Here is a 25,932-nt window from a genome sequence, read left to right as displayed (position 1 = left end):
CTGGTGACAACGCAGACGGAACCGACCGGAAAAAAGACGCCGGACGCGTCAACTCCGGCCGGGGCCTCCCGTGTCTTGACGGTCATGACAGCCAACCCAGCGGCGCCGGCGCGCACCCTTCCGTCCGGCACCACGCTCCCCCCGGCCGCGACGGCACCGCGCCCACCGGCGCACGCTCCGACGGCCGGCCATCCCGCCACGCAGGTCGCGGCTGCCGCCCAGGCTCCCGAGGAGCACCCGGACGGCGCGCCCGCCGCGCGTCCGGCCACACCCCGGCTGCTGGTCCTCGACGGGCTGCGGCTGGCCGCGGCGCTGCTGGTGGTCTCCCATCACCTGGTACGCGGGCCGTGGGGCGTCGAGCCCGGCTCGCTGTTCGGCCCACTGGCCGCCGTCGCCTCCCTCGGCTGGCTCGGGGTGAACCTGTTCTTCCTCATCAGCGGGTTCGTCATCTGCCTGAGCAGCTGGGGCCGCGGCCTCGGCGAGTTCACGGTCTCCCGGGTCGTCCGGCTGTTCCCGGCATACTGGGTCGGCGTCGTGCTGACCACCGCGGTGCTGGCCGCCTGGCCCGCGCTGCGCGGGCCGCTGCCCGCCCCCGAGTCGCTGGTCAACCTGACCATGCTGCAGAGCGGGCTGGGCGTCACCGACCAGGACTGGTCGTACTGGTCGCTCGGCGCGGAACTGCGCTTCTACCTGCTGTTCGCCATCGTGGTCTGGCTGGGCGTGACCTGCCGCCGGGTCGTCTACTTCTGTGCCGTGTGGACCCTGGTCGCGGTCTTCTCCACCACCTGGGACCAGCGCTGGATCGACAACATGATCGTCCCGGAGTTCGCGCCGTACTTCGTGGCCGGCGTGGCGCTGTTCCTGATCCACCGGTTCGGGGCCAACCTGCTGCTGTGGGGGCTGGTCGGGGCGAACTGGCTGATCGCGCTGTACCGGCTGCAGGGCTACCCGGCACTGGAGCACTTCCACCAGAGCTGGTGGAGCGTGGCGGCCGTGGTCACCGGCTGCTTCGCGCTGCTCTCGGCGATCGCGCTCGGCGCGTTCCACCGCGTCGGCTGGCGCTGGCTGACCGTCGCGGGCGCGCTGACCTATCCGCTCTACCTGATCCACCAGGCCGTCGGGCAGACCCTGATCCTGGCGCTGCGCGGGCACGCGCCGCACTGGCTGCTGCTGGCCGGGATCGTCGCGCTGCTGCTGGGCGCCTCCTGGCTGATCCACCGCTATGTGGAACGTCCGCTCGGCGGCCGGCTCAAGCGCAGCCTCACCACCTCGCTCGCGGCCGTACGCAGGGGCTGAACCGCCCCCACCGGCCACCGTGGACACGCCGGATATGTCCGCACGCGAATGTGAGCGTGTCGTCAGACTCGGCGTGGCGGGTGCGCGGGTGTGCCTTCAACGCGTACGGTGTTGTCTTGGGAACGTCATACCGTGGCCGGGAGCTCCCCCCGGCAGCCACGGCATGGACCGGCACAGGGGACGGAGGCTGACGATGCGACCCGTACGGTTCGTCGCCCTCTCCGAAGACGGCCAGGCGCTCGTCCTCGCGGACGAGGTCGGTCGTCTACTGGCGCTGCCCATCGACGACCGCGTCGCCTCGGCGACGCACCCCGATCGCGGCTCCAACGCGCACACGATGACCATCACCGCGTCGCCCTTCGACGCGGCCACCGTGCTGTCCCCGCGGGACATCCAGTCGCGCATCCGCTCCGGCGAGAGCGCCGACGACGTGGCCCGCATCGCGGGCGTGCCGGTGGACCGCGTGCTGCGCTACGCCGGCCCGGTGCTGCAGGAACGGGCCATGCTCGCCCAGCACGCGCGGCGCACCCGGCTGAAGAGCTCCGACAAGGGCGCGACCCTCGCCGACGTCGTCGACGGCCGGCTGGCCCAGCACGGCATCGACACCGAGAAGATCTCCTGGGACGCCTACCGCCGCGACGACGGCACCTGGCGCATCGTGGCCACCTGGCCCTCGGGCAAGGCCACCGCGCAGGCGATCTGGGAGCTCGACCGCAACCGGCAGTCGGTGTCGCCCTACGACGACATGGCGCAGTACCTGTGCGCCGAGCGTCCCACCCAGATCCTGGGCCAGGACCCGACCGCGGGCCAGACGCCGACGCCCAGCCGCAGCGGTCACGGCCTGCCCACCGCCGCCGACACCGCGCGCCGCCCCGGCCGTGACCCGATCCGGGCCGGTCGCGACGCGCTGGTCGCCGCGATGGACCGGCCCCTGGGCAGCGGCCCCGGCCGCGGCCTCGACGTGCCCTCCGACGCGCCGCGCCAGCGCCCGGCCAGCGCCGTGCTGGCCGGTGGCCGCGACAGCAGCGCCTTCGACGAGGACGCGGACGCGCCCAAGGAGGTGCCGGCCGTGCCGTCGCTGGCCGTGCTCCGCCCGCGCCGGCAGCCCGCGGCCGACAACACCGCGACCGGCCCCGGCGACAAGCCGCGCAAGCGCCTGCCGAGCTGGGACGACGTGCTCTTCGGCGGCGCCCCGGCGGCCCGGGAGAGCTGACCCGTCCCTTTCGCCCCGCCGGGCCCGTTCCGGCGGGGATAGGGTGGGTACTCATGGAGTTCACCACTGTGGGCCGCACCGGCCTGACCGTCAGCAGGCTCTGCCTCGGCACCATGAACTTCGGACCCAAGACGTCCGAACCCGACAGCCACGCCATCATGGACCGCGCACTCGACCACGGCATCAACTTCTTCGACACCGCCGACGTGTACGGCTGGCAGCTCGGCGAGGGCATCACCGAACAGATCATCGGCCGCTGGTTCGCGCAGGGCGGGGGCCGCCGCGACAAGGTCGTGCTGGCCACGAAGGTGTACGGCAAGATGGGCGAGTGGCCCAACGAGCAGGGCCTGTCCGCCCGGCACATCGTCAAGGCCGCCGACGCGTCGCTGCGCCGGCTGCAGACCGATTACATCGACCTGTACCAGATGCACCACGTGGACCGGAAGACGCCGTGGGACGAGATCTGGCAGGCGATGGAGACCCTCGTCGCCGCCGGCAAGGTGCTCTACGTCGGCTCGTCCAACTTCGCCGGCTGGCACATCGCGGCCGCGCAGGAGGCCGCGCGCAGCAGGCACTTCCTCGGCCTGGTCTCCGAGCAGTGCATCTACAACCTCATGACGCGCCATGTCGAGTTGGAGGTGATCCCCGCGGCGATGCAGTACGGCGTCGGCATCATCCCATGGTCGCCGCTGCACGGCGGGCTGCTGAGCGGGGCGCTGCGCAAGATCAAGGACGGCACGGCGGCCCGGTCCGGCGAGGGCCGCGCGACCGACACCCTCGCCGAGCACCGCGGCACCATCGAGGCGTACGAGAAGCTCTGCGAGTCGCTCGACGCCGACCCGGCCGACGTCGCGCTGGCCTGGCTGCTGTCCCGCCCCGGCGTGACCGCGCCCATCATCGGCCCGCGCACCGCGGAACAGCTCGACAAGACCCTCGGCGCCCTCACCCTCACCCTGGATGAGGACACCCTGACCCGCCTCGACGAGCTGTTCCCGCCCGTCGGCAAGGGCGGCCCAGGCCCCGAAGCCTGGGCCTGGTGACCGGTTCGCTCGGCGGGTGAAGATCGCTGTTTCGTGCCAAGAGGTGAGGTCAGACCACACTTTCCGACACGAAACAGCGATCTTCAAGGTTCCGCGTGGTCGGAGGGTCGGCTCAGACCGGGTGGTGGGCGAGCGGCGTGTAGGACGGGTTCGGCCCGAGCATGCTGCGGACCAGGACGAGTTCCGTGACGGGCCAGGCCGGGCCGGTGTAGTCGCGGAGCGTGGCCAGGTCGGCGGTGAGGTCGGGGTGGCTGATCCGGTCGCCGGGTCGGGCCACGGTGAGGTGCGGGGCGAAGCGCTTGTCGTCCGGGTGCAGGCGGCGGGCCCGCAGCTCGCGGCGCACCGCCCGGCCCACCCGGGTGAGGCCCTCGACGTCGCCCTCGACACCTGCCCAGAGCACCGTGGAACGTCCGTGGCCGAACTTGCCGCCGCCACGGATTCGCAGCTCGCCCACCGGACCCTCCACTGCGGACACGGCCAGCGCCGCCGGTCCGGCCGACTCGTCGGGCACCTCGCCGAGGAACGCCAGGGTGAGGTGCCACCGCTCGGAGGGGGTGACCCGGGCGCGGGCCCGGCCGACGGCGAGGGAGTCCACCACGGCGGCCAGGTGGTCCACTGCGTCCGGTGGCGGGAAGACCGCGACGAACAGGCGCATCAGCCCTCCGCGAGGACCACTCCCGCGGCGATGAGCGCACCCTCGACCCGGACCCGCTCGATCTGCAGGTCGAGGCCGTCCACCTCGGTCAGGTGCTCGTCGATGCCGAGGCACTGGCACGCGTCGCGCAGCGCCTGGTCGTAGTCGGCGTCGTCGCGGGGCAGCTCGCGCAGCCGGTCGACGATCTCCTCGAACGGCACCAGTGGCGGACCGGCCGGCGCGGGCTGTGGCAGCCAGGCGGGCGCGAGGCCCACCGCGCTGAGCCGCTCGGCGGCGAACTGGACCATGGTCTCCCGGGCGGAGCCGATGGCGACGGTGGCAACCCGGGCCGCGGCGACCCAGGGCGGCCCGGCGGGCGGGGCCAGGTCGAACGCGCGCTCCAGCCGGTCCAGGGTGCGCTGCTCATGCCAGGACTCGCGGACCTGCTCGGCCCGGCTGCGCATCTGCGTGACGACGTCATCGGCGCAGATGGCGGCGGCGATGGCCGCAGGCATACCGACGAGCGCCATCACTCCGAGAGTGAGCGGAAGAGCGCTGTCGGTCGCCACATCAAACGACACTATGCCCACCTGGCCTTTCCTCGCCAGTTGATTGACGTCACGGATGATTGGCCGCGTGGCCGGAATAATTCCGCTGGTGCCGAACCGGCGGTCAGGCCTCGATCACGACCGTCTTCACCAGCTTGTCCGCGATGGTCTGCCGTTTGGCGTCCCACAGCGGGAACAGGAAGCCCAGATAGCAGATGACCGCGTCGACGAGGTGCGCCAGGTCGCGCAGGAACGCCCGGCCGGCGCCGACCGTCCTGCCGGTGTCCGCGTCGACCAGCTTGACGCCCAGCACCCGCCGTCCCCAGCTGAAGCCGGTGTCACCGGCCAGGACCCACCGGTGGTGTCCGACCACGGCGAGCCCCACCAGCAGGACGGTCCAGTAGACGACCCCGCCGCCGCTCGGCTGCCCGGGCACGACCTGCCCGGTGCGGGAGTCGAGCGACGGCGCGACCACGACGGGCCCGTCCAGCACGTAGGCGAGGACGACGAAGGCGGCGGCGACCAGGAGGTCGATCAGCGCCGCACCGACGCGCTTGATCCAGGATGCGTGGCTCACGCCGGGCTCCGATGGGGTGAGAGGGTTACTGGGTCGCCGTGCGCAGCAGTCCGCGCAGCTCCGCGACGATGGCGGGATCGCCGGTGACGGTCACCGTCTCGTCGCCCGCCCGCCGCCACAGCCAGCGCAGCAGCGCGTCCGGCGAGCCGGTGAGCTCGGCGGCGGCCGCGCCGTCGCCCTCGGTCACGGTGAGCACGTCCGGTCCGATCGCGACCAGCCAGCGCCGCCCGTCCGCGGCCAGCGCGACGGACCGCCCGCTGCCGGCGGCCAGCCCGTCGACGAAGTCGTCACGCCAGGTGGCGGCGCAGTATTCCAGGAAGACGCGCAGCACCTCGTCGATGCCGTCGAGGGCCAGGTCCGCCGGGACGTCCACGGACGGCGTCCCGGCCGCCAGCTCGGCGTCGATGCGGTGGATCACCGTCTCCTGGGCCATCCGGCGACGCCAGAAGCCCACCGTGGGGTCCGGCGCATACCAGTTGCCGGCCGGCTCGTCGTCGGCGCGCGCGGCGAACTCCTCGGTCAGCTCCCGGTAGGCCCGGCGCAGCAGCGCCGACGGTTCCTCGGTGGCGAGCCGCGGCGGCGGCCAGTCCTTGGGCTCGGCCCCGTCCCGTATGCAGGCGATCTTGTGCAGGTAGACCGCGGCGACGTGACGGTCCAGATCGGCCACCGTCCAGCCGGGGCAGGTCGGCACCGGCCGGTCGAGGTTGCCGGTGCTGACCTCGACCAGCCGGGCGAAATCAGATTCGAGTGCGGCATGGAAGTCCATGGGCCGCATTCCATCACGCGACGGCGACACTCTCCTGGCGCACGACCCGCACCCGCGGCGTCGGCCGCGCTTGGAAGGCCAGCCGGTCCCCGGCGTGACGCAGCTGCCAGACGAGCGCGGCCAGCGCCGCCAGCAGGGAGACCGCGCCGCCGAGCCAGATGCCGGCCGCCGCGCCGAAGTGCTCCGCGATCCAGCTGATGACCATCGAGCCGATGGGCGCGGTGCCCAGGAAGATCAGCACGTACAGCGCCATCACCCGGCCGCGGAACGCCCCGTCGACGCCGAGCTGCACCCGCTGGTTCGCGGCCTGGCCCAGGAACACGGTGCTGAACCCGGTCGGCACCAGCAGCAGCAGGACCAGCCACTTGTACGGCGCGAACCCGACCGCGATCGCCAGCAGCCCGAACGCGACCGCGGCAGCCAGCAGCAGGTATACCGAGGGGCGGCCCTTGCGGGCGGTGCCCGCCAGCGCGCCGGCCAGGGAGCCGACCGCCAGTGCCGTGTTGAACAGGCCGAAGGTCGCCGCGCCGGTGGCGAACACCGTCTTGGCCAGCAGCGCGAGCGTGAGCTGGAAGTTGTAGCCGAACATCGCGATCACGAACATCATCGCCATCGGCAGCAGCAGGTCGTGCCGGGTACGCACGTAGCGCAGCCCGTCGACGACCTTGGCCTCGGCGCGCTCGTCACGCGGGAGCAGTTCCGGGCGGTGCAGCTCGGTGGGGTTCATCCGGGCCTGCATGAGCACCGGCGCGATCGCCATCACGGTGCTGACCAGGAAGACCGGGCCGGTGCCGAGCCAGGCGATGGCGACACCGGCCAGCGCCGGGCCGGTGATGCGGGCGGTCTGGAAGGTGGCGGCGGACAGCGACAGGGCGTTGGGCAGCAGCGGCTTGCCGACCAGCTCCGACACGAACGCCTGGCGCACCGGCGTCTCGATGGCCTGGGCCACGCCGAGCAGGCCCGCGAAGATCATGATGTGCCACAGCTCGATGACCCCGGTGGCGATCAGGATCGCCTGCGCGATGGCCAGCACGGCCCACACGCCGTTGGAGACCATCAGCAGGGTGCGCTTGTCGAAGCGGTCGGCCAGCGTGCCCGCGTACAGGGTGAGCAGCATGACCGGGACGAACTGGAGTGCGGTGACCAGGCCCAGCGCGGTCGGGGAATCGTTGCTCAGCTCCAGGACCAGCCAGTCCTGGGCGACGTACATCATCCACACGCCGATCAGCTTGATCAGCTGACCGCCCGCGAAGAGCCGGTAGTTGCGAACCGTCAGGGAACGGAAGGTGGTGCTCAGTCTTGCCCGCACGCGGAGTGCGCCTCCTCGGATAGCCTTGCCGCCGCTCACCGGCCGGGGTGTCCCGGTCGGATCGGACGGATCAGGCCTCCGCTTGCCCTGATCGCGGGATGCCCCGCGATCAGTCGCGCGCGAGCCGCTCCAGCAGTGCTGCGGCACGTATCACCGTGTCGCGTTCCTGGGCGGTCAACCCCGCCAGCTTGCCGGCCAGCCATTCGTCGCGCACCCGCTGGTAGTCCTCCAGCACCGCGAGCCCCTGTTCGCTGGGCGACAGCAGAACCTGCCGCCCGTCGGTGGGGTGCGGGGTCCGGCTGATCAGACCGCGTTCTTCCAGCTTCGCCACGATCTTGGTCATCGTGGGCGGTTGCACCCGCTCCGCCTCGGACAGCTCGCGCGGGGTGAGCGCGCCGCCGATCCGGAGGCTGGTGAGGGCGGACAGCTGGGTCACGGTGAGATCGCCGACCGGGCGCTCCTGGCGCAGCCGACGGTTGAGCCGGGTGATGGCGTCGCGGAGCCGCTCGGTCAGCTCCTCGGGAGAAGCTTGCGTCACCATCACCACCTGCTCCGTCACGCTTATTAGCTTAGCTAATAAGCCTGGCTAACGATATCCCTTTACCGAGGTGAGAGCGGTCACGCTCTCAGAAAACCAGCTTCTCCAGCGCGCCCACGGCGAAATAGACCACGAAGAGCAGCGCCACGATCCACAGCAACGGGTGCACGTCGCGCAGCTTGCCCTTACTGGCCTTGATCAGGACATACGTGATGACGCCCGCGCCGATGCCGTTCGAGATCGAGTAGGTGAACGGCATGATCACGATGGTGAGGAACGCCGGGATGCCGATCTCGTAGTCGGTCCAGTCGATGTTGCGCACCGCGGTCATCATCAGGAAGCCGACGACCACCAGCGCCACCGAGGCGGCCTCGAACGGCACCACGGTCACCAGCGGGGCCAGGAACATCGCCAGCAGGAACAGGCCACCGGTGACGAGGTTGGCGAACCCGGTCCGCGCGCCCTCGGCGACACCCGCCGCGCTCTCGATGTACGACGTGTTGCTCGATGTGCTCGCCGCGCCGCCCGCCGCCGCCGCGATCGAGTCGACCAGGAGGATCTCCTTGGTCCGCGGCACCATGCCGTCCTCGGTCAGCATGCCGCCCTCCTGGGCGACGGCGACCATGGTGCCCATCGTGTCGAAGAAGTCCGTCAGCAGCAGGGTGAAGACGAACATCGCGCAGACCACGACGCCCGCGGTCTTCCACCCGCCCAGCACGTTGAAGTTGCCGAGCAGGGACAGGTCGGGCACACCCACCCACTTGTCCGGCACCACCGGCACGTTCAGCGCCCAGCCGGCCGGGGTGCCCGCCGGGCCGCCCATCGGTCCCACCTGCGCGATCGCCTCGACAATGATCGCCAGGATGGTCGAGCCGATGATGCCGATCAGGATCGCGCCCTTGACCTTGCGGGCGACCAGCACGATCGTCACCAGCAGGCCGATCACGAAGACCAGACCCGGCCAGGTCACGATCTTGCCGCCGATGCCCAGCCCGATCGGCGGCGAACCCTGCCCGGTCGAACGCACGAACCCGGCGTCCACGAAGCCGATGATGGTCAGGAAGAGGCCGATACCGACGCCGATCGCCGTCTTCAGCTGCATCGGCACGCTGTGGAAGACCGCCACCCGCAGGTTGGTCAACACCAGGATCGCGATGATCACGCCTTCGATGACCACCAGACCCATCGCGTCGGCCCAGGTCATCAGCGGTGCGATCTCGTACGCCACGAGGGCGTTGACGCCGAGACCCGCCGCCAGCGCGAGCGGGAACCGGCCGACGACACCCATCAGGATCGTCAGCAGGCCCGCCATCAGCGCGGTGGCCGCCGCGACCGCCGCCAGCGGCAGCGTCGCGCCGTCCATGTCCTTGCCGCCGCCGAGGATGAGCGGGTTCAACACCACGATGTAGGCCATCGTGAAGAAAGTGGCCAGGCCACCACGCACTTCGCGGGACATCGTCGACCCGCGTGCGGAGATCTCGAAGTAGCGGTCGAGGCCCCCGACCGCACCAGGATCAGCTGTGCTCATGGGGCGCATCGTTCCAGATCGAAGGCCGATTGTGTACCGAGCCACGAAGATCGTCCCGCGACTGCCCGCCGGGCAAGCCCACCGCCAGGGCTGCCGGGTCACCGAAACTCCAAATCAGCGATGAGGAAGAATGGGGAATGTGACCAGGACCGCCACCCGCGCCCCGAAAGTCGATCAAGCCTGCGCCGAGGCCGTGGACGTCGCACGTGCCGCGATCACCGAGGAACCCGGGCACATCGGCGAGCATCTGAACGTGGTCGCCGAAGGCGATCGCGTGGTCACCCACTACTTCGCCTGCGACCTGCCGGGCTACCGCGGCTGGCAGTGGGCCGTCACGGTGACCCGCGCCCCGCGCAGCAAGCACGTCACCGTCTGCGAGACCGTGCTGCTGCCCGGCGGCGACGCGCTGCTCGCCCCCGGCTGGGTGCCCTGGCACGAGCGGCTGCACCCCGGTGACCTGGGCGTCGGCGACCTGCTGCCCACGCCCGAGGACGACGACCGGCTCACCCCCGGCTACCTGCTCGGCGGCGACCCCGAGGTCGACGAGGTCGCCTGGGAGCTCGGTCTGGGCCGCCCGCGCGTGCTGTCGCCGCTGGGCCGCGAGGAGGCCGCCCAGCGCTGGTACGACGGCGAGAACGGCCCCGACGCCCCGATCTCGCTGGCCGCGCCCCGCACGGCGCGCTGCGTGTCCTGCGCGTTCTACGTGAAACTCGGCGGCTCGCTGGGCCGCATGTTCGGCGCCTGCGCCAACGTGTACGCCCCCGACGACGGCCGCATCGTCTCCCTCGACCACGGCTGCGGCGGCCACTCCGAGGTCCTGATCGACGAGACCGTCATCCCCGCCCCGCCCACCATCTACGACGACGGCGTCGTCGAAGACATCGACTAGAGGGTCAGCGCGGCCAAGGCCGTGCCCGCGACGGTGAGGGCGGCGAAGGCGTCGCCGATGCGCCAGGCGGCGCGGTCGCGGGGGCCGACGACGTTGGAGATCGTGCGCAGTTCGGCGAAGGGCAGGCCCGCGCCCTGGGCGGCGCAGGCGACGCCGTAGCCCTCCATCGCCTCGGCGACCGCGGTCGGGTGGCGGCGCAGCAGTTCGGCGGTGCCTTCCGCGGTGCCGGTGACAGTGGAGACGGTCAGCACCTCACCGGCGGTCGCGTCCGGCAGCGCCGCTCGAAGGGCAGCCAGCAGCGCGGCGTCCACCTCGGCGGTGGCGCTGCCGAAGCCCAGCTCGTCCAGGCTCAGGAAGCCCTGCGGGGAGTCCGCACCCAGGTCCGCGGCCACGCAGCGGGTGGCCAGCGCGGTCGCGCCCGGCAGGAGGCCGATGCCGCCGCCGATGCCCGCCGACACGACCGCCCGGTAGCGGTCGCCTGCCAGCGCCAGCAGCCGCGCGGTGCCCGCGGCGGCCGCGGCCGGGCCGACCCCGACCGGGGCCACGGTCACGTCCGCGCCCGGTGGCAGTCCCCGGGACAGCGTTTCGGCCTCGGCGGCGACCGCCGTCACGACCAGCAGCGTCATTTCTTCCTCCCCTCGTCGCCGGACGGGTCCAGCGACGACGGACGGTACACGTGGAAGCCCTCGGGGATGGTGCGCTGCTCCTGCTGCGGCAGCCGCTTGGCGGGCGGCACGGGCGGCAGCGGCTTCGCCGGGCCGGGCGCCGGGCCGCCGGGCGCGGGCAGCCGCAGGGCCAGCAGCGCGCCGACGGACAGGCAGCACACGGCCACCCACAGCGGCCAGGCCGCCACGAACCCGCCGATGACCAGGCCGGTCACCCCGGCCACCAGCCCGGCGATGAGGGCGTACTGCATCGCCCGCCACAGCGCGCCGAACACGTGCGCGCCGGGCGGCAGCAGGCGGCGCAGCAGCACCAGGTGCACCGCCCACTGCGGCAGGATCAGCGCGACCAGCACCAGCAGCAGCACCCAGCTGGTCAGCCACTGCGCCGCGAGCAGTGTCGCGACAGCGCGGCCGACCAGCAGCAGGCCGATCAGCGCCCGGCCCGAGGCGGGCGCCGCCGAGACGGCCAGTCCCGCGGGCACCGCCGCCAGGACCCCGGCTCCGAAGGCGAGGCCGAGGTGCGTCGAGCCGGGCGCGCCGACCGCCCAGACCAGGCCGGCCAGCAGGGACAGGTCCGCGGCGACCACCACCGCGTGCAGGTCGTAGAGCCGGGCGACGCCGGTGACGCCGCCCGAGCCCTGCACCCGTATCCGCAGGGCGGTGCGGGTCAGCCAGCGGATGCCGATGACCGATCTGCTCACCGTGGCGATGAGCACCCGGATGGTCCGGACCACGACGTCCGCGAACGTCTGGAGCGCGCGCAGCAGGGGCATGGTGCCTATCCTGCCAGCGCGTACGCTGTTGTCGTGCCCTTGGAACCACCCAAACCGCTGGACCCCCCGACCGTCCCCTTCGCCATCGGCGGCATGGCCGCGTTCGCGCTGGTCGGGCTCGTGTTGTTGTTCTTCCGCGACTGGCTGTCGGCCAACGGTCACTCCAGTTGGCTGTGGATCTGCGTCGCCGGTGTGGTCTGGGGCCTGCCCGGACTGGCCACCATGATCGTGCACGACCGGCACCGGAAGGCGCGCCGCTCATGAGGATCGCCTTCTCGCCGTGCCCGAACGACACCTTCGTCTTCCACGCGCTCGTGCACGGCCTGGTGCCCGGCGCACCGGAGCTGGACGTCACCTTCGCCGACGTGGACGTCACCAACACCGCCGCCCTCGACGGGCGCTTCGACCTGGTCAAGGTCAGCTACGCGGCACTGCCGTGGCTGCTGGACACCTACGAGCTGCTGCCGTGCGGCGGGGCGCTGGGGCGCGGCTGCGGCCCGCTGCTGCTGACCGCGGGCCGCGCCGACATCACCGGCGCGACGGTCGCGGTGCCCGGCGACCGCACCACCGCCTACCTGCTCTTCCGGTTATGGGCGGAGCAGTCCGGGCAGGTCCCCGGGCGCATCGAGGTGGTGCCGTTCCACGAGATCATGCCCGGGGTCGCGGCCGGTCGCTACGACGCGGGCCTGGTCATCCACGAGGCCCGGTTCACCTTCCAGCGGTACGGGCTGACGAGCCTGGTCGACCTCGGCGAGTGGTGGGAGGCCGACACCGGCCTGCCCATCCCGCTCGGCGCGATCCTGGCCAAGCGCGGCGCGGTCGACGCCGCGGCCGCCACCGACTGGATCCGGGCCTCCGTCCGGGCCGCCTGGGCCGACCCCGAGGCCAGCCGCGCGTACGTGCTCGCGCACGCCCAGGAGATGGAGCCGGACGTCGTCGACCAGCACATCAAGCTGTACGTCAACGAGTTCACCGAGGACCTCGGCCCCGACGGCCACGCCGCCGCCCGCGCCCTCCTCCACCGCGCCGCCACCGCCGGCCTCGTCCCCCCGGTCACCCTTTGATCCCTCCCCTGCCGCAACTCTTAAAAACCTGCGCCCTCACCGGTTCCGTGAGGGCGCAAGTTTTTAAGAGTTGTCGCGGAGGCCGGCGGCCCGGGGCGGTCAGACCTCGAGGTCGCGGGCGATGGTGTGGAGGGCCTGGGCGAGAGCCTGGGCGGTCTTCTTCTCCGGGAAGCGGCCGCGCTTGAGATCCGGGAGGATCTTCGACTCCAACACCTTGATCATGTCTTCGATCAGGGTGTTCAGCTCGTCGGCGGGCCGGCGGCGCAGCTCCTGCAGCGAGGGCGGCGCGTCGATGAGCTTGACCTGCAGCGCCTGGTCACCCTTGCGGCCCGCGGCGACCCCGAACTCGACCTTCTGGCCGGGCTTGAGCTCGCCGACGCCGTCAGGCAGCGCGGCCTTGTGCACGAAGACGTCGCCGCCCTCGTCACGGGTCAGGAAACCGAATCCCTTCTCCGTGTCGTACCACTTCACGCGACCCGTAGGCACTGCTGCACACCTGCTTCTTTCCCCGAGGGCGCCAGGCGCCCGGCACGTCGAACGGCCACGCCGGTGGTGGCCCGCTGACAAGGCTAGCGATCGTGATCCGGGGGCCCAACTGGAATCCCCGCTTCCGCGTCACCGTCGGCGTCCTTACGACGGCCGCGCGCGGACCGCCGACCGGATAGCGTGGAGGCACGATGAGCACCGAGCTGTCCGATTACCTACGCGCGCTGTCCGACGACGCCCTCGGCGCGCTGCTGCGCCTGCGCCCCGACCTGATCACCCCCGTGCCCACCGACCTGACGGTGCTGGCCGCGCGGGCCCAGACCCGGGTGTCGGTGGCGCGCACGCTCGACACGCTCGACCGGTTCACCCTGGAGATCCTCGACGCGGCCCGCTTCACCCGATCCCCATCGGACGGCACCACGTCGGCGGCCGCGATCGTCGCCATGGCCTGCGCACCGACCGGCGGGCCCGAGCCGGCCAGGGTCACCGAGGCGGTCGAGCGGCTGCGCGCCCGCATCCTGCTCTATCCCGCGACGCCCGGCGACCCGGACACGCTGCGGCTGGTGCTCACCGTCGACGAGGTCTGCTCGCCGTACCTGGCCGGTCTCGGCCGCCCGGCGGTCGAGCTGGACACGGCGGCCGATCTTCAGGGGGCGGTCATCGCGCTGGTCACCGACCCGGCGCGGCTGCGCCGCACGCTGCTGGCCGCGCCGCCGGCCGCCCGCGCGGTGCTGGACCGGCTGGCCGAGGGCCCACCGGTGGGCACCACCACCAACCGCACCGAGCCGGTGTCCTGGCTGCTCGAACACCACCTGCTGGTGGAGACCGCCGAAGGGGCCGTCGAGCTGCCCCGCGAACTGGGCCTGCTGCTGCGCCGTGACGCGGGTCCGCTGGGGCCGCTGCACCCGCTGCCGCCCGCCATCAGCGCCGCGCCACGCGCGGTGACCACGGTGGACCGGGCCGGCGCGGGGCAGGCGATGACCGTCGTGCGCCATACCGAGGATCTGTTGGAGGCGCTGGGTGAGGAGCCCGCCGCGGTGCTGCGCGCCGGCGGCATCGGGGTGCTGCCGCTGCGCCGCCTGGCCAAGGCCGCCGGGATCGCCGAGCCGCTGGCCGGGCTGCTGCTGGAGACCGCCGCCGCGGCCGGGCTGATCGGCGAGCTCGAACTCGGCTCGGAGCTGGCGTTCCTGCCCGCGGCCGGCTACGACCAGTGGCGGGTGGCGCCGCTGGCCCAGCGCTGGACGCTGCTGGTCGGCGCGTGGCTGGCCATGCCCCGCCAGCCGGGCCTGGCGGGGCAGCGCGATCTGAAGGACCGGCCGCTGACCGTGCTGTCGCCGCAGCTGGAGCGGGCCGGCACCCCCGCGGTCCGGCGGGCGGTGCTCGCGGCGCTCGGCGAGCTGGTGCCGGGGACCGGGCCGGACGCCGACGAGCTGCTGGAGTGGTTGCGCTGGCAGGCGCCGCGACGCCTGCGGGGGCGGGAGGAGCTGCACCGCGAGGCGCTGGCGGAGGCCGCCGACCTGGGCATCACGGCGCTGGGGGCGCTGACCGGATACGGTCGGGCGCTGGTGGAGCAGGCGGCCGCGGCGGGGGCCGACGACGATCCGCTCGGGCGGCGGCCGGAGGGAGAGCTGCCCCCGGAGGAGACTCCGGTGGCCGTCGCGCTGGCGAAACTGCTGCCGCCGCCGGTGGACCACGTGCTGATCCAGGCCGACCTGACCGTGGTCGTCCCGGGGCCGCCGGAGCCGGCCCTCGCCACCGAGCTGGACCTGGTCGCCGAGCACGAGTCCGGTGGTGGGGCGAGCGTCTACCGGGTCACCGCGGCGAGCCTGCGCCGGGCGCTGGACGCCGGGTACGCCGGGCCGGACCTGCACACGCTGTTCGCGCGCCGCTCCCGCACCTCGGTGCCGCAGGCGCTGACCTACCTGGTGGACGACGTGTCGCGGACGCACGGCGGGCTGCGCACCGGCACCGCCACCGGTTACCTGCGCAGCGACGACGAAGGCCTGATCTCGGCGGCGCTGGCCGACCGGCGGCTGAGCGGGCTGCAACTGCGCCGGCTCGCGCCGACGGTGCTGGTGACCGCGTACAGCTCGGCACGGCTGCTGACCGCGCTGCGCGACGCCGGGTATGCGCCGGTGCCCGAGGACGCCACCGGCGCGGCGGTGCTGACCCCGCCGAAGGTGCGCCGGGCCGCGGCCCGGCCCGCGCTGGAGCCGTCACCCGACGCCCTCGACGCCCCCGGGCTGACCGCGCCGCGGCTGCTCGGCATCGTCGAGGAGATCCGCCGCGGGGATGCCCGCGCCCGCGCCGCCCGCCGCGCGCCGGCCGAGGTGCGGGCCGCCGCCGGGCAGCCGATGTCCAGCCTGACCGCGGTGCAGGCGCACAGCCATGCGCTGGCCGTGCTGCAGCAGGCGGTCCGGGACAAGGCGAAGGTCTGGGTGGGGTATGTGGACGCGCACGGCGCGAACGCCTCGCGGCTGGTCCGGCCGGTCTCCATCGGCGCGGGCTACCTGCGCGCCGAGGACGACCGCACGCAGACTCTGCACACCTTCGCCCTGCACCGGATAACCGCGGCGGCGCCCGCGGACTGACCGTCGTCGACTCGGTGACCGGGCAGCCGGTGGCGGACGGGCCGCACGTGGCCGAGCTCTGCCACGCTCGATGCCATGGACCCCGCGCGCCGCGCCAGGCTGCTTCTGCTGGCCGCCCTCCTGCTCGGATCGGGCGGCTGGTTCGCGCTGTCCTGGGGCCTGCTGGGCACCGCCCCGGCCGACGCCGCCAACGAGGCGGTGGGGGCCGCCCTGGGACTGCTGATCCTCGTCTCGGTCGTCGGCACGGTGCGCCGTCACCGCCGATGATCATCGCGATATCACCCTAATGCCTGGCATTTCAGCCGCAATCCGGCATCGGATGGCACGCTGGAACCGGGAAGGGATGAGGGATGCGATGACGACTGACCAGGAGATGGCGACCGAGCAGAGCGAACCGGCGCCGCCCGCGGTGCGGGGGCCCTCGCGCAACATGGTCATGATCGCCGGCGGCGCCGTCGGCGGGCTGGTGGCCTGGTTCTTCTACGCCTGGCTGGGCCTGCGTCGCAACGTGGTGGACGCGGCCGGGGAGTCGATCGGCAGCGGCATCTTCCTGCTGCTGGTGCTGTCCGTGGCGGGGGCGACCTACCGCAGTCGCAGGTGACCCTCCGCCGAAGGGTGATGGGCCGTGGCTGCCCCTAACCGCCACGGCCCATCCGACGTTGCGCTCGCCCCCGTTTGGCGCCCCGAACGCGCACGGCAATCGGATTACGCATCCCGCACCGTCAGCGGTTGCGGTCCTGCATCGATTTAGGCCGAAAGAATGACCGTCATCGACCGTTCGGGGGAGGACCGGTCAGGTGCCGGGACGGCGGCCGAAAATCTTGACCGCGGTACCCGTCTTGAGCGTGTTCCAGTACTTCTGCGAGTCGGCGGGCAGCAGGTTGACACATCCGTGCGAACCGATGCTCGAGTTGTGGATGTAGGTCGTGGTGGTGTGGAAACCCTTCCCCTCCACGATCCGCTGCCACAGGGGCAGCCACACGTCCCAGTCGGTGGACCAGTTCTTCGTCTGCCGGTCGTGGATCGTGTACGAGCCGGTCGGCGTGGTGAAGCCGGCCATGCCCGTCCTGGTCACCGTCGGGCCGTAGACGACCTTGCCACCGCTCATGATCCAGGTGGTCTGGTTGGTCAGGTCGATGCACGCGGTGAGCGCGTTGCCCGCGTTGCAGCTGCTCGGCTTCGACTTCACCAGGCGCTGCGACACGCTGTGGGTCAGCGGGCCGGCCTTGCCGTTGACGGGCCGGATGTCGAAGCGCTTCTGGAACTTCTTGATCGCGGCGCAGTCGGCGGCGGACTGCTTGCCGTCCACCGTGACCGTGCCGTATCCGCCGAGCGTGACCAGCGCCTGCTCGACGGCCTTCTGGTGCTCCCCCTGCGGGCAGACGGCGGCGACCGGGCTGGTCGTCGGCTTCTTCGTCGGCGAGGGCTTCACGCTGGGCGAGGGCTTCACGCTGGGTGAAGGCACCGCGCTCGGCGACGGCTCCACGCTCGGCTCCGGTTCGCTCGACGCGGGTGCCGGGATGGGCTGATCAGTCGGTGCGGCCACGAAGTCCGGCTGCCCACCGGCAGTGTTGTCCTTCGGGTCGCAGGCGGCCGCGAGGGCCAGAGTCGTGACTGCCAACAGGCCCACGAGTAAACGGCGCACCAGGCCTCCCCAGGTTCGATATCGCCGGTGTCGGGACTATAGACGCTTGGGCTGGATGCGCGGTTGCCAGCCGTTCGGTCAGAGCGTGGGAGACTGGACTGTTGACCCTCAGTTCCCCAGCGCGAGGTGAGCATGACGAACGGCCCGCTGATCGTCCAGTCCGACAAGACCCTGCTGCTCGAGGTGGACCACCCCGACGCCACCGCGTGCCGGATGGCGATCGCGCCGTTCGCCGAGCTGGAGCGCTCGCCCGAGCACATGCACACGTACCGGCTGACGCCGCTCGGGCTGTGGAACGCCCGAGCGGCCGGGCACGACGCCGAGAGCGTCGTGGACGCGCTGCTGCGCTTCTCCCGCTACCCGGTGCCGCACTCGCTGCTGGTCGACGTGGCCGAGACGATGGACCGCTACGGCCGGCTGCAGCTGCTCAACGACCCCGCACACGGGCTGGTGCTGCGCGGGCTGGACCGCGCCGTGCTGGTCGAGGTGGCGAAGTCGAAGAAGGTCGCCGGGATGCTCGGCGCGCAGCTCGACCCGGACACCATCGCGGTGCACGGGTCCGAGCGCGGCCACCTCAAGCAGGTGCTGCTGAAGCTCGGCTGGCCCGCCGAGGACCTCGCCGGGTACGTCGACGGCGAGGCGCACCCGATCGCGCTGCGCCAGGACGGCTGGCAGCTGCGCTCCTACCAGCGCGAAGCGGTGGAACACTTCCAGGCCGGCGGCTCGGGCGTGGTGGTGCTGCCCTGCGGCGCGGGCAAGACCCTGGTCGGCGCGGCGGCGATGGCCGACGTCAGCGCGACCACGCTGATCCTGGTCACCAACACCGTCGCCGGCCGCCAGTGGCGGCGCGAGCTGCTGGCCCGCACCACCCTCACCGAGGACGAGATCGGCGAGTACTCCGGCGAGCGCAAGGAGATCCGCCCGGTCACCATCGCCACGTACCAGGTGCTCACGACCCGTCGCAACGGCACGTTCCCGCACCTGAACGTGTTCGACGCCCGCGACTGGGGACTCATCGTCTACGACGAGGTGCACCTGCTGCCCGCGCCGATGTTCCGGTTCACCGCGGACCTGCAGGCCCGCCGGCGGCTGGGCCTGACGGCCACCCTGGTCCGCGAGGACGGCAAGGAGGGCGACGTGTTCAGCCTGATCGGGCCCAAGCGGTACGACGCGCCGTGGAAGGACATCGAGTCCCAGGGCTGGATCGCCCCCGCCGACTGCACCGAGGTCCGGGTCACGCTGTCCGACGCCGACCGGTTGACCTACGCCGCGATCGAGGCGGAGGAGAAGTACAAGTTCGCGGCCACCGCGAAGGCGAAACTGCCGGTGATCGAGGCGTTGATCGAGCGGCACTCCGACGAGCAGGTGCTGGTGATCGGGGCCTACCTGGAGCAGCTGCACGAGATCGGCCGCTACCTGGAGGAGAAGGGCGTGTCCGCGCCGATCGTGCACGGCGGCACCACGAACAAGGAGCGGGAGCGGCTGTTCGACGCGTTCCGCGACGGCTCGGTGCGCACCCTGATCCTGTCCAAGGTCGGCAACTTCTCCATCGACCTGCCCGAGGCGGCGGTGGCGGTGCAGGTGTCCGGCACGTTCGGCTCGCGCCAGGAGGAGGCGCAGCGCCTGGGCCGGGTGCTGCGGCCCAAGGGCGACGGCCGGCAGGCGCACTTCTACACGGTCGTCTCCCGAGACACCATCGACACCGAGTACGCCGCCCACCGCCAGCGCTTCCTCGCCGAGCAGGGCTACGCGTACACCATCGTCGACGCCGACGACGTGCTCAGCGGCCCCGCAGGCGCCTGAGCACCCGCGCGACCTCCGGGCAGTCGCCCTGTGGGCAACCCACTACTGCCTGTGGACATCGCGTCACCCCCTGTGAATATCGGCTGTGGGCGACCCCCTGACCTGTGGATATCCGGCTCCACAGGTCAGGGCCCGGTCAGCAGGCCCGCGTGGAGGTCGCCGAGGCGGGCCGCGCGGTCGAGGACCTCGGCCGGGCCGAAGGAGGCCGCGGCGAAGTCACCGTGGGCGACCTCGTCCCAGGTCAGGGGGGCCGAGACGGTCGGTGTGGGGCCGGCGCGCAGGGAGTAGACACATACCGTCGTCTTGGCCTGGTTGTTCTGGCTCCAGTCGATGAAGACCTTGCCCGGCCGCAGTTCCTTGGCCATCTGGTCGGTCACCATGTCCTTGGCCGCCGCGGCGAACTCGGCCGCGATGTCCCGGGCGTAGCTCATGACCTCGTCGAAGGTGCCCTCGAAGGTGCTGCTGACCTGCATGCCCTTGCGGCCGGAGGTCTTCGGGAAGGTCTCGCGGCCGTCGACGGCCAGTCGCTCGCGCAGCGCGAGGGCGACGGCGCGGCACTCGTCGAGGCCCGCGGGCGGGCCGGGGTCCAGGTCGAACACGACGCGGTCGGGGCCGGGGGCGCCGACCTTCCACTGGTGGGTGTGCAGCTCCAGGGCGGCGAGGTTGGCCAGCCAGACCAGGGTGGCCGACTCCTGGCAGATGATCAGGCCGTCAGGGGAGACGGGCACCCAGGCGGGCTTTTTGACCGGGGCGTTCTTCTCGAAGAAACCGGGACGATCTGCGCCGTCGGGGTAGCGGATGCGGGTCAGCGCGCGGTCGGCCAGGTGCGGGAGGATCACCGGCGCGATGCGGTGGTAATAGTCGATCACCTCGGCCTTGGTGGTGCCGTCCGGATAGAGCGGCTTGTCCAGGTTCGACAGGCTCAGCTCGCGGGAGTCGACGCTGACCTTCATCCGCAGTCCTCGCCCAGGCAGTCGCCGGGCAGCTTGTCCGGGCGCAGCCGCAGGAAGATCGGGAAGCGCAGGCGGCCGTCGGGTGTGATCTCGCTGTACCGGACCTCGACCACCAGCAGCGGCTCCACCCACGTGCCCGGTTCGGCCGGGCCGGCGAACGGCGAGGTGGGGCGGACCAGGTCCCGTAGCACGGGCAGCAGCGCCCGCTCGGTGCGCACGGTCAGCCCACCGCCGACCCGGCCGCGGTAGCGCAGCGTGCCGTCCGGCAGCGGGGTGCCGATGAGCAGCGCGCCCAGCGGGCGGGCCCCGGCGCGCCAGCCGCCGATCACGAAATCGCCGGTGCGGACGAACTTCCACTTGATCCAGTCGGGTGAGCGCACCCCGGGCTGGTAGCGCGAGGCCCGGCGCTTGGCCATGACCCCTTCGAGGCCGAGTTCGCGGGCCGCCGCGACGGTGGCCGGGCCGTCGTCGAAGCTCGGTGAGACGGTCGCGGCCGGGCACACCGCGGGCAGGCGCAGCCCGTCCAGCACCTCCCGGCGCTGGTCGTAGGTCAGTTCCGGGCGGATCACGTCGAAGGCGACGTACACCGGGGCGGCGCCCTGCTGCATGGCGTGGAAGCTGGGCAGGCCGGCCGCGTCGAACGCGACCAGTTCGCCGTCGAGCACCTCGGGCACCGGCGGCAGCTCGGGACCGGTCAGCTGCCGCCCGGACCGGCCGAGGAACCGCCCGCCGGCGTAGACGGCCCGGTAGCCGTCCCACTTCACCTCGTACGCCCACAGCGGGCCGCTCGGCAGCGGGCCGGCCGTCGCCAGCATCGGCGCGATGGCGGCCCGGCCGACAGCGCCGCCGGGCGTGACGCGGATCAAGCTGCCTTGGCCTTCTTCGCCGGTGCCTTCTTGGCCGCCGCCTTCTTGGCGGTGGACTTCTTCGCCTCGCTCTGCGCCGCCCCGCCCTTGGCCGAGGCGGTCGTCGCGGATGCGGCCTTTGCGGGTGCGGCCTTGCGGGCCGCGGCCTTCTTCGGCGCCGGCTCGGCCTGCTCCGGTTCCGCCTTCGCGGTCTTCTTGATCGGGGTGACGGTGGCGTGGCCGGTGCGCTTCTCCTCCGGCGCGGGCGCGCCACCCCGGGCCGCGCGGGCCCGCTCCACCGACTCGCGCAGCGCCGCCATCAGGTCGATCGTCGGCGCGATCGGCTCCTCCGTGGTCGGCTGCACCACGGTGTCCTTCTTGCCGATCTTCACGTCGATGACCTGCTGCAGCGCCTCGCGGTAGGAGTCGGTGAACTCCTCGGGCCGGAAGTCCCCCGACATCGAGTCGACCAGCGAGGCCGCCATCTTGATCTCCTGCGGGCGCAGCTTCACCTCGTCGTCGAGGAAGTCGAACGCGGCCTCGCGCACCTCGTCGGGCCACAGCATGGTGTTGAGCACCAGCACGCCCTCGTGCACGCGTACCGTCGCCAGGGTCTCGCGCTGCCGCAGCGCCACCTTCACCACCGCGACCCGGTCCACGTTCTCCAGCGCCTCGCGCAGCAGCAGGTACGGCTTCACCCCGGCCGCGCCGTCGGGTTCGAGGAAGTACGCCTTGTCGTAGAGGATCGGGTCGATCTGCTCGTTGGGCACGAACTCCAGCACCTCGATGGCGCGGGAACTGGTCAGTGGCAGGTTCTTGAAGTCGTCGTCGGTGAGCACCACGATCTCGCCGCCGCCCACGTCGTACCCCTTGGCGATCTGGTCATAGCTGACCTGTTCGCCGTCGAGTGAGCAGACGCGCTGATATTTGATCCGTCCGCCGTCGGCGCGGTGCACCTGGTGGAATCGGATGTCCTTCTCCTCCGTGGCGGAGTAGAGCTTCACCGAGATGGAGACCAGGCCGAACGAGACGGCGCCCTTCCAGATCGCCCTCATATGGGAAGTATGCCCGATAGAACGCCGTGTACCGCAAGAACCCCGGGGGATCTAGGCTGGCCCGCATGGGTTCTGACGACGGCTGGGTGAACTCGTACCACGGCAGGATGCGCGCGGCCATGGGCGACGCGACGCTCTTCTTCCTGGGTGCGCGCGGCGTCATCCGGGACGAGCAGGGCCGGGTCCTGCTGATCAAGCGCACCGACAACGGGTACTGGGCCTTTCCCGCCGGGGCCATGGAGCTCGGCGAGTCGATGCGCGACTGCGCGATCCGGGAGACGTTCGAGGAGACCGGGCTCAAGGCCGGGCGGGCCACGCTGTTCGCCTTCCTGTCCGGGCCGCAGTACACCTTCACCAACATCTTCGGCGACACGTACCAGCACGTCTCCGGGTCGTACCTGCTGACCGAGATCTCGGGTGAGCTGACCCCCGATCCGGACGAGGCCGCCGACGCGGGCTGGTTCTCCCCCGAGGACCTGCCGGAGCCGACTTCGGGCGCGGTGCGCTGGACGCTGGACCACCTGGCCCGCTTCGAGGAGACCGGCCAGATCTACTCCGACTGAGCGCCTTAACCGCTTGCCGCGACTGCGACCCACCAGGCAGTATCGGCGCACGTGACGAGCAAGAGGCGCTTCGCGCTGGACCTGTCGCCCCTGCGCGGGCGGGACTTTCGGCTGGTGTACACGGCGGCCGGGGTCAGCAGCTTCGGTTCCATGATCACGTACGTGACCATCCCGTTCCAGCTCAAGCAGCTGACCGGCGACCCGCTGACGGTCGGCCTGCTGGGCGTGGTGGAGCTGGTGCCGCTGCTGTTCATGGCGTTCGTGGGTGGCGCCCTGGCCGACTACCTGGACCGCCGCAAGCTCGTCTTCTGGGCCGAGGCGGGCCTGGCCGCGCTGACCGGCCTGCTCCTGCTCAACGCGCTGGTCGGCAGTCCCCAGGTCTGGGTGCTGTTCGTCATCGCCGGGCTGGCCGCCGCGGTCGACGGTGTGCACCGCCCGGCGATGGACGCGATGATGCCGCGGCTCGCGCCCGCCGAGCAGATGCCCGCGGTCGGCGCGCTCAACTCGCTGCGCTGGCAGATCGCCCAGATCGCCGGCCCGACCCTGGCCGGTCTCATGATCGCCAACCTGGACGTGGCCTGGGTGTTCGGGTTCGACCTGGCCACGTTCGCCGTGTCGCTGGTCTGCTTCAGCCTGGTGCGGGCCGTCGCCCCGCCCGAGGCGGCCGAGCGGCCGTCGCTGCGCTCGGTCGTCGAGGGCATCCGGTACGCCCGCAGCCGCCCCGAGCTGATCGGCACCTACCTGGTCGACATCAACGCGATGTTCTTCGCCTTCCCGGTCGCCCTCTACCCGTGGGTGGCCGACAAGTACGGCGGCGCGTCGGTGCTCGGCCTCTTCTACGCCGCGCTGGCGGTCGGCTCGCTGCTGGTCACGGTGACCTCCGGCTGGACCGCCCGGGTGCACCGGCACGGCCTGGCGGTGCTGCTGGCCGCGGGCGCCTGGGGCCTGGGCATCGTGCTGTTCGGCCTGGCCGGCTCGCTCTGGCTGGCCCTGCTCGGCCTGGTCGTCGCGGGCGCCTCGGACATGATCTCCGGCCTGTTCCGCGGGGTGATCTGGAACCAGACCATCCCCGACCACCTGCGCGGCCGCCTGGCCGGCATCGAGATGCTGTCCTACCTGACCGGCCCGATGCTGGGGCAGACCCGCGCCGGGCTGAGCGCCCGCTGGTGGGGTTACAGCGGCGCGGTCGTCTGGGGCGGCGTGCTCTGCGTGGCCGGCACCGGCGCTCTGGCCGCCGCGCTGCCGGCCTTCCTGCGCTACGACGGCCGCGAGGGCCTGGCCCGCAAGCAGGCTGAGGAAGCCGCCCGCGCCGCCGAACTCGCCGCCCTCCGGGCCGTCGACGCTCCGACGGCGGCGTGAACGATCCAAGCCTCGAATAGTTTCTGCCGATTCGCTCCTTTTCGTGTCGGTTGGTGGATTAGCCTCCCTATTGGGGCAATTCGCGAGGCGGAACGGAGCGGTCGCCATGCAGACCACACCCGTCGAGGTCATCGACTACGACGCAAACGGCTACGACTACCGCGAATACTGGTCGGGCCGGGACTACGAACTCTGGGCCGAGCAGCGCGTGCTGCGGCGGCTGGTGCCGAAGCTGGGCCGGCCGACCTGGTTCGCCGACTTCGGCGGGGCGTTCGGCCGCAACGCGGGGCACTACCTCGCCCGCGCCGAGCACGCCGTGATCATGGATTTCTCGGCGACCAACCTGCGCAACGCCGGTGATCGCCACGCCGCCGAGGTCGCCACCGGCAAACTGCACCTGGTGCGCGCCGACCTCTACCGCATCCCGTTCCGGGACTTCGCGTTCGACGCGGGCATGGTGGTCCGGGTGCTGCACCACCTGTCCGACGTGAACCGCGGCCTGACCGAGATGAGCCGCACCGTCGGCGGCCGCTGGCTGGTCGACGTGCCGATCAAGCACCACGTGCTGGGCCTGGCCCGGGGCCTGCGCTGCGGGCAGCTGCGCGAGGTGCGCAGCCCGGCCCCGGTGGCCATGGGCGTCGAGGAGCAGTTCTGGAACTTCCAGCTGGGCGCGGTCCGCGACCGGCTCGGCGACCTCGGCTGGCGCACCTCGCTGGGCGCGAGCGTGAACAACTTCCGGCAGTGGGAGAAGGTCGCCCCGCGCGCGAACAAGCTGGCCCGGCCCTTCGTGCACGGCATGGAGGTGGTCGCGCAGACCTGGGGCAGGGGCTGGTGGGGGCCCAGCCAGTTCCTGGTCGCCCGGCGCCACGATCCCGCGCAGCCGGCGTACGACCGGCCGGGCGGGCACACCGTGGACCTGCCGCCCGAGCTGGCCGGCCTGGCCCGGCGCATGGTCTGTCCGGTGTGCATGACCCGGCTGAACTGGACGACCGCGACCGCGACCTGCACCCGCTGCGACCACACCTACCACCGCCACGGGGCGTTCTGGGACTTCGTCCCACCCCAGTGAGCACCGAACGCCGCGGCCCCGGATCAGTCGATCCGGGGCCGTTCGCCCGTGTCCGGCGGTGCCGTCTGTGGCGCGGCCGGAGTCGTGCTCGCCCGCCGCCGGGCGTGACGACGCCCGACGCGAAGCGCACGAAAAACCGCCCCCCACGGATGTGGGGAGCGGTTTCGTTGCAGAGCCGCCTAACGGAATCGAACCGTTGACCTTGTTATTACGAGACCCATCTATGCCCCGTGCCAACCGAGCTCGTTGACGCCAGGTGCAGCTCTCTCCGTTCTGGGGTGAGCCGGTGGGAGCCGCTCGCTGGGGTCACGCGGGGGTCAGGCGCGTTGACCCTCATCTTCCGACTACTCGCGGCACGGTCGATGGTGGCCGGTTACGAGGCCACGCGTCCGCGTGTCGGTGGCAAAAGCCGGCAAAGGATGGTGCCGTTGCTGCACTTCGCTGCTGTACAGCAACGGCCCCCGTTCACCGGTGCCTGCTGCTCGCAACACCCCACCTGCCGCAGCCGTGGCCGGTGTCGCTCGGAGTGACCTCGCCGATGGTCACACGATGGCAGGCGAACGGTTGCGCCTGCACGGCGTCGGGCACCGACTTGTGGACAACCACATGCTTGTGGATAACGGCCTGATCATGTCGAGGTGTGCTAGCTCACCCGCGCACCGACGCCGGCCAAGATTCACTCACGCCGCTGTGGCGGTGGGGTGTACTTCGATCGGGTGACTA

The 25,932-nt window shown here is 71.9% G+C and carries 27 protein-coding genes; 13 read left to right on the top strand and 14 right to left on the bottom strand.

Annotated features, from left to right (window positions below; all coding sequences use genetic code 11):
* Positions 1-84 precede the first annotated feature (84 nt).
* The 3 genes from HAV39_RS16995 (at position 85) to HAV39_RS16985 (ending at position 3,549) form a co-directional block, all read left to right on the top strand.
* Positions 85-1,296, top strand: coding sequence for an acyltransferase family protein (locus HAV39_RS16995; protein WP_191840180.1), 1,212 nt, complete (start codon positions 85-87; stop codon positions 1,294-1,296).
* Between the two features lie 193 nt (positions 1,297-1,489).
* Positions 1,490-2,509: a septation protein SepH gene (gene sepH / locus HAV39_RS16990; protein ID WP_191840179.1), complete on the top strand. Its 1,020-nt coding sequence runs from the start codon at positions 1,490-1,492 to the stop codon at positions 2,507-2,509.
* A 53-nt stretch (positions 2,510-2,562) separates the two neighbouring features.
* Positions 2,563-3,549, top strand: a complete 987-nt coding sequence (locus tag HAV39_RS16985) for an aldo/keto reductase (RefSeq protein WP_191840178.1) — start codon at positions 2,563-2,565, stop codon at positions 3,547-3,549.
* Between the two features lie 112 nt (positions 3,550-3,661).
* On the opposite strand, the gene thpR is transcribed toward HAV39_RS16985, so the two are convergent.
* The 7 genes from thpR to HAV39_RS16950 all read right to left on the bottom strand — a co-directional run bounded on the left by thpR (position 3,662) and on the right by HAV39_RS16950 (position 9,458).
* On the bottom strand, positions 3,662-4,204 hold the full coding sequence (gene thpR / locus HAV39_RS16980) for an RNA 2',3'-cyclic phosphodiesterase (protein WP_191840177.1): 543 nt from the start codon (positions 4,202-4,204) through the stop codon (positions 3,662-3,664).
* Positions 4,204-4,713: a hypothetical protein gene (locus HAV39_RS16975; RefSeq protein WP_191840176.1), complete on the bottom strand. Its 510-nt coding sequence runs from the start codon at positions 4,711-4,713 to the stop codon at positions 4,204-4,206. Before HAV39_RS16975 ends, thpR begins: the two co-directional genes overlap by 1 nt.
* Before the next feature lie 142 nt (positions 4,714-4,855).
* Complete coding sequence (locus HAV39_RS16970) at positions 4,856-5,308, bottom strand: RDD family protein (protein WP_203736202.1); 453 nt, start codon at positions 5,306-5,308, stop codon at positions 4,856-4,858.
* A gap of 25 nt (positions 5,309-5,333) precedes the next feature.
* Entirely contained in the window at positions 5,334-6,074 is a 741-nt protein-coding gene (locus HAV39_RS16965) for a maleylpyruvate isomerase family mycothiol-dependent enzyme (RefSeq protein ID WP_203736203.1), read from the bottom strand.
* Positions 6,075-6,087: 13 nt separating this feature from the next.
* Positions 6,088-7,383 (bottom strand): MFS transporter, encoded by a 1,296-nt coding sequence (locus HAV39_RS16960; protein WP_191840174.1) that lies wholly within the window; start codon positions 7,381-7,383, stop codon positions 6,088-6,090.
* 109 nt (positions 7,384-7,492) lie between these two features.
* Positions 7,493-7,942 (bottom strand): MarR family winged helix-turn-helix transcriptional regulator, encoded by a 450-nt coding sequence (locus HAV39_RS16955; RefSeq protein ID WP_373311729.1) that lies wholly within the window; start codon positions 7,940-7,942, stop codon positions 7,493-7,495.
* 67 nt (positions 7,943-8,009) lie between these two features.
* On the bottom strand, positions 8,010-9,458 hold the full coding sequence (locus HAV39_RS16950; protein WP_191840173.1) for an NCS2 family permease: 1,449 nt from the start codon (positions 9,456-9,458) through the stop codon (positions 8,010-8,012).
* Between the two features lie 121 nt (positions 9,459-9,579).
* On the opposite strand from HAV39_RS16950, the gene HAV39_RS16945 reads away from it, so the two are divergent.
* Positions 9,580-10,338, top strand: coding sequence for a DUF3027 domain-containing protein (locus HAV39_RS16945; protein WP_120317919.1), 759 nt, complete (start codon positions 9,580-9,582; stop codon positions 10,336-10,338).
* Here the strand turns inward: HAV39_RS16945 and HAV39_RS16940 are convergent.
* Together HAV39_RS16940 and HAV39_RS16935 are read right to left on the bottom strand one after the other, a co-directional pair.
* A complete protein-coding gene (locus tag HAV39_RS16940) occupies positions 10,335-10,964 on the bottom strand; it encodes a futalosine hydrolase (protein WP_191840172.1) in 630 nt (209 codons plus the stop codon). The genes HAV39_RS16945 and HAV39_RS16940 overlap by 4 nt on opposite strands.
* Positions 10,961-11,776 (bottom strand): hypothetical protein, encoded by an 816-nt coding sequence (locus HAV39_RS16935; protein WP_191840171.1) that lies wholly within the window; start codon positions 11,774-11,776, stop codon positions 10,961-10,963. Before HAV39_RS16935 ends, HAV39_RS16940 begins: the two co-directional genes overlap by 4 nt.
* A 33-nt stretch (positions 11,777-11,809) precedes the next feature.
* Here HAV39_RS16935 and HAV39_RS16930 point away from each other — a divergent pair, with 33 nt between their 5' ends.
* Together HAV39_RS16930 and HAV39_RS16925 are read left to right on the top strand one after the other, a co-directional pair.
* Entirely contained in the window at positions 11,810-12,040 is a 231-nt protein-coding gene (locus HAV39_RS16930; RefSeq protein WP_120317916.1) for a DUF2530 domain-containing protein, read from the top strand.
* Complete coding sequence (locus tag HAV39_RS16925) at positions 12,037-12,840, top strand: 1,4-dihydroxy-6-naphtoate synthase (protein ID WP_191840170.1); 804 nt, start codon at positions 12,037-12,039, stop codon at positions 12,838-12,840. Before HAV39_RS16930 ends, HAV39_RS16925 begins: the two co-directional genes overlap by 4 nt.
* A 99-nt stretch (positions 12,841-12,939) precedes the next feature.
* Here HAV39_RS16925 and HAV39_RS43525 read toward each other — a convergent pair whose 3' ends face one another.
* Positions 12,940-13,326: a cold-shock protein gene (locus tag HAV39_RS43525; protein WP_120317914.1), complete on the bottom strand. Its 387-nt coding sequence runs from the start codon at positions 13,324-13,326 to the stop codon at positions 12,940-12,942.
* A gap of 191 nt (positions 13,327-13,517) precedes the next feature.
* Between HAV39_RS43525 and HAV39_RS16915 the strand changes: the two genes are divergently transcribed.
* From HAV39_RS16915 to HAV39_RS16905, 3 genes are all read left to right on the top strand, one after another.
* On the top strand, positions 13,518-15,917 hold the full coding sequence (locus HAV39_RS16915) for a helicase-associated domain-containing protein (RefSeq protein WP_191840169.1): 2,400 nt from the start codon (positions 13,518-13,520) through the stop codon (positions 15,915-15,917).
* A 75-nt stretch (positions 15,918-15,992) separates the two neighbouring features.
* Positions 15,993-16,184: a hypothetical protein gene (locus HAV39_RS16910; protein ID WP_191840168.1), complete on the top strand. Its 192-nt coding sequence runs from the start codon at positions 15,993-15,995 to the stop codon at positions 16,182-16,184.
* 88 nt (positions 16,185-16,272) lie between these two features.
* Positions 16,273-16,518: a hypothetical protein gene (locus HAV39_RS16905; protein ID WP_191840167.1), complete on the top strand. Its 246-nt coding sequence runs from the start codon at positions 16,273-16,275 to the stop codon at positions 16,516-16,518.
* Positions 16,519-16,710: 192 nt separating this feature from the next.
* Here HAV39_RS16905 and HAV39_RS16900 read toward each other — a convergent pair whose 3' ends face one another.
* Complete coding sequence (locus HAV39_RS16900; protein ID WP_191840166.1) at positions 16,711-17,562, bottom strand: L,D-transpeptidase family protein; 852 nt, start codon at positions 17,560-17,562, stop codon at positions 16,711-16,713.
* A gap of 132 nt (positions 17,563-17,694) precedes the next feature.
* Here HAV39_RS16900 and HAV39_RS16895 point away from each other — a divergent pair, with 132 nt between their 5' ends.
* Positions 17,695-19,365 (top strand): DNA repair helicase XPB, encoded by a 1,671-nt coding sequence (locus HAV39_RS16895; protein ID WP_191840165.1) that lies wholly within the window; start codon positions 17,695-17,697, stop codon positions 19,363-19,365.
* A 125-nt stretch (positions 19,366-19,490) separates the two neighbouring features.
* Here HAV39_RS16895 and ligD read toward each other — a convergent pair whose 3' ends face one another.
* The 3 genes from ligD to ku are packed head-to-tail and all read right to left on the bottom strand — an operon-like array spanning position 19,491 to position 22,218.
* Positions 19,491-20,318 carry a non-homologous end-joining DNA ligase gene (ligD, locus tag HAV39_RS16890; RefSeq protein ID WP_191840164.1) on the bottom strand — a complete coding sequence of 276 codons (828 nt, stop codon included), beginning with the start codon at positions 20,316-20,318 and terminating at the stop codon, positions 19,491-19,493.
* Positions 20,315-21,184 (bottom strand): ATP dependent DNA ligase, encoded by an 870-nt coding sequence (locus HAV39_RS16885; protein ID WP_425321546.1) that lies wholly within the window; start codon positions 21,182-21,184, stop codon positions 20,315-20,317. The genes ligD and HAV39_RS16885 overlap by 4 nt, the downstream gene beginning before the upstream one ends.
* On the bottom strand, positions 21,181-22,218 hold the full coding sequence (ku, locus tag HAV39_RS16880; protein ID WP_191840163.1) for a non-homologous end joining protein Ku: 1,038 nt from the start codon (positions 22,216-22,218) through the stop codon (positions 21,181-21,183). Before ku ends, HAV39_RS16885 begins: the two co-directional genes overlap by 4 nt.
* Before the next feature lie 65 nt (positions 22,219-22,283).
* Here ku and HAV39_RS16875 point away from each other — a divergent pair, with 65 nt between their 5' ends.
* The 3 genes from HAV39_RS16875 to HAV39_RS16865 all read left to right on the top strand — a co-directional run bounded on the left by HAV39_RS16875 (position 22,284) and on the right by HAV39_RS16865 (position 25,209).
* Positions 22,284-22,781 (top strand): NUDIX domain-containing protein, encoded by a 498-nt coding sequence (locus tag HAV39_RS16875; protein WP_239120509.1) that lies wholly within the window; start codon positions 22,284-22,286, stop codon positions 22,779-22,781.
* A 51-nt stretch (positions 22,782-22,832) separates the two neighbouring features.
* Positions 22,833-24,140 (top strand): MFS transporter, encoded by a 1,308-nt coding sequence (locus tag HAV39_RS16870; RefSeq protein ID WP_239120510.1) that lies wholly within the window; start codon positions 22,833-22,835, stop codon positions 24,138-24,140.
* Between the two features lie 106 nt (positions 24,141-24,246).
* Positions 24,247-25,209, top strand: coding sequence for a class I SAM-dependent methyltransferase (locus HAV39_RS16865; RefSeq protein ID WP_191840162.1), 963 nt, complete (start codon positions 24,247-24,249; stop codon positions 25,207-25,209).
* Positions 25,210-25,932 lie beyond the last annotated feature (723 nt).

Source organism: Catellatospora chokoriensis, assembly GCF_011297315.1.
GTDB classification, from domain to species: Bacteria; Actinomycetota; Actinomycetes; order Mycobacteriales; family Micromonosporaceae; genus Catellatospora; species Catellatospora citrea.
This window is presented reverse-complemented; position numbering and strand designations above follow the sequence as displayed.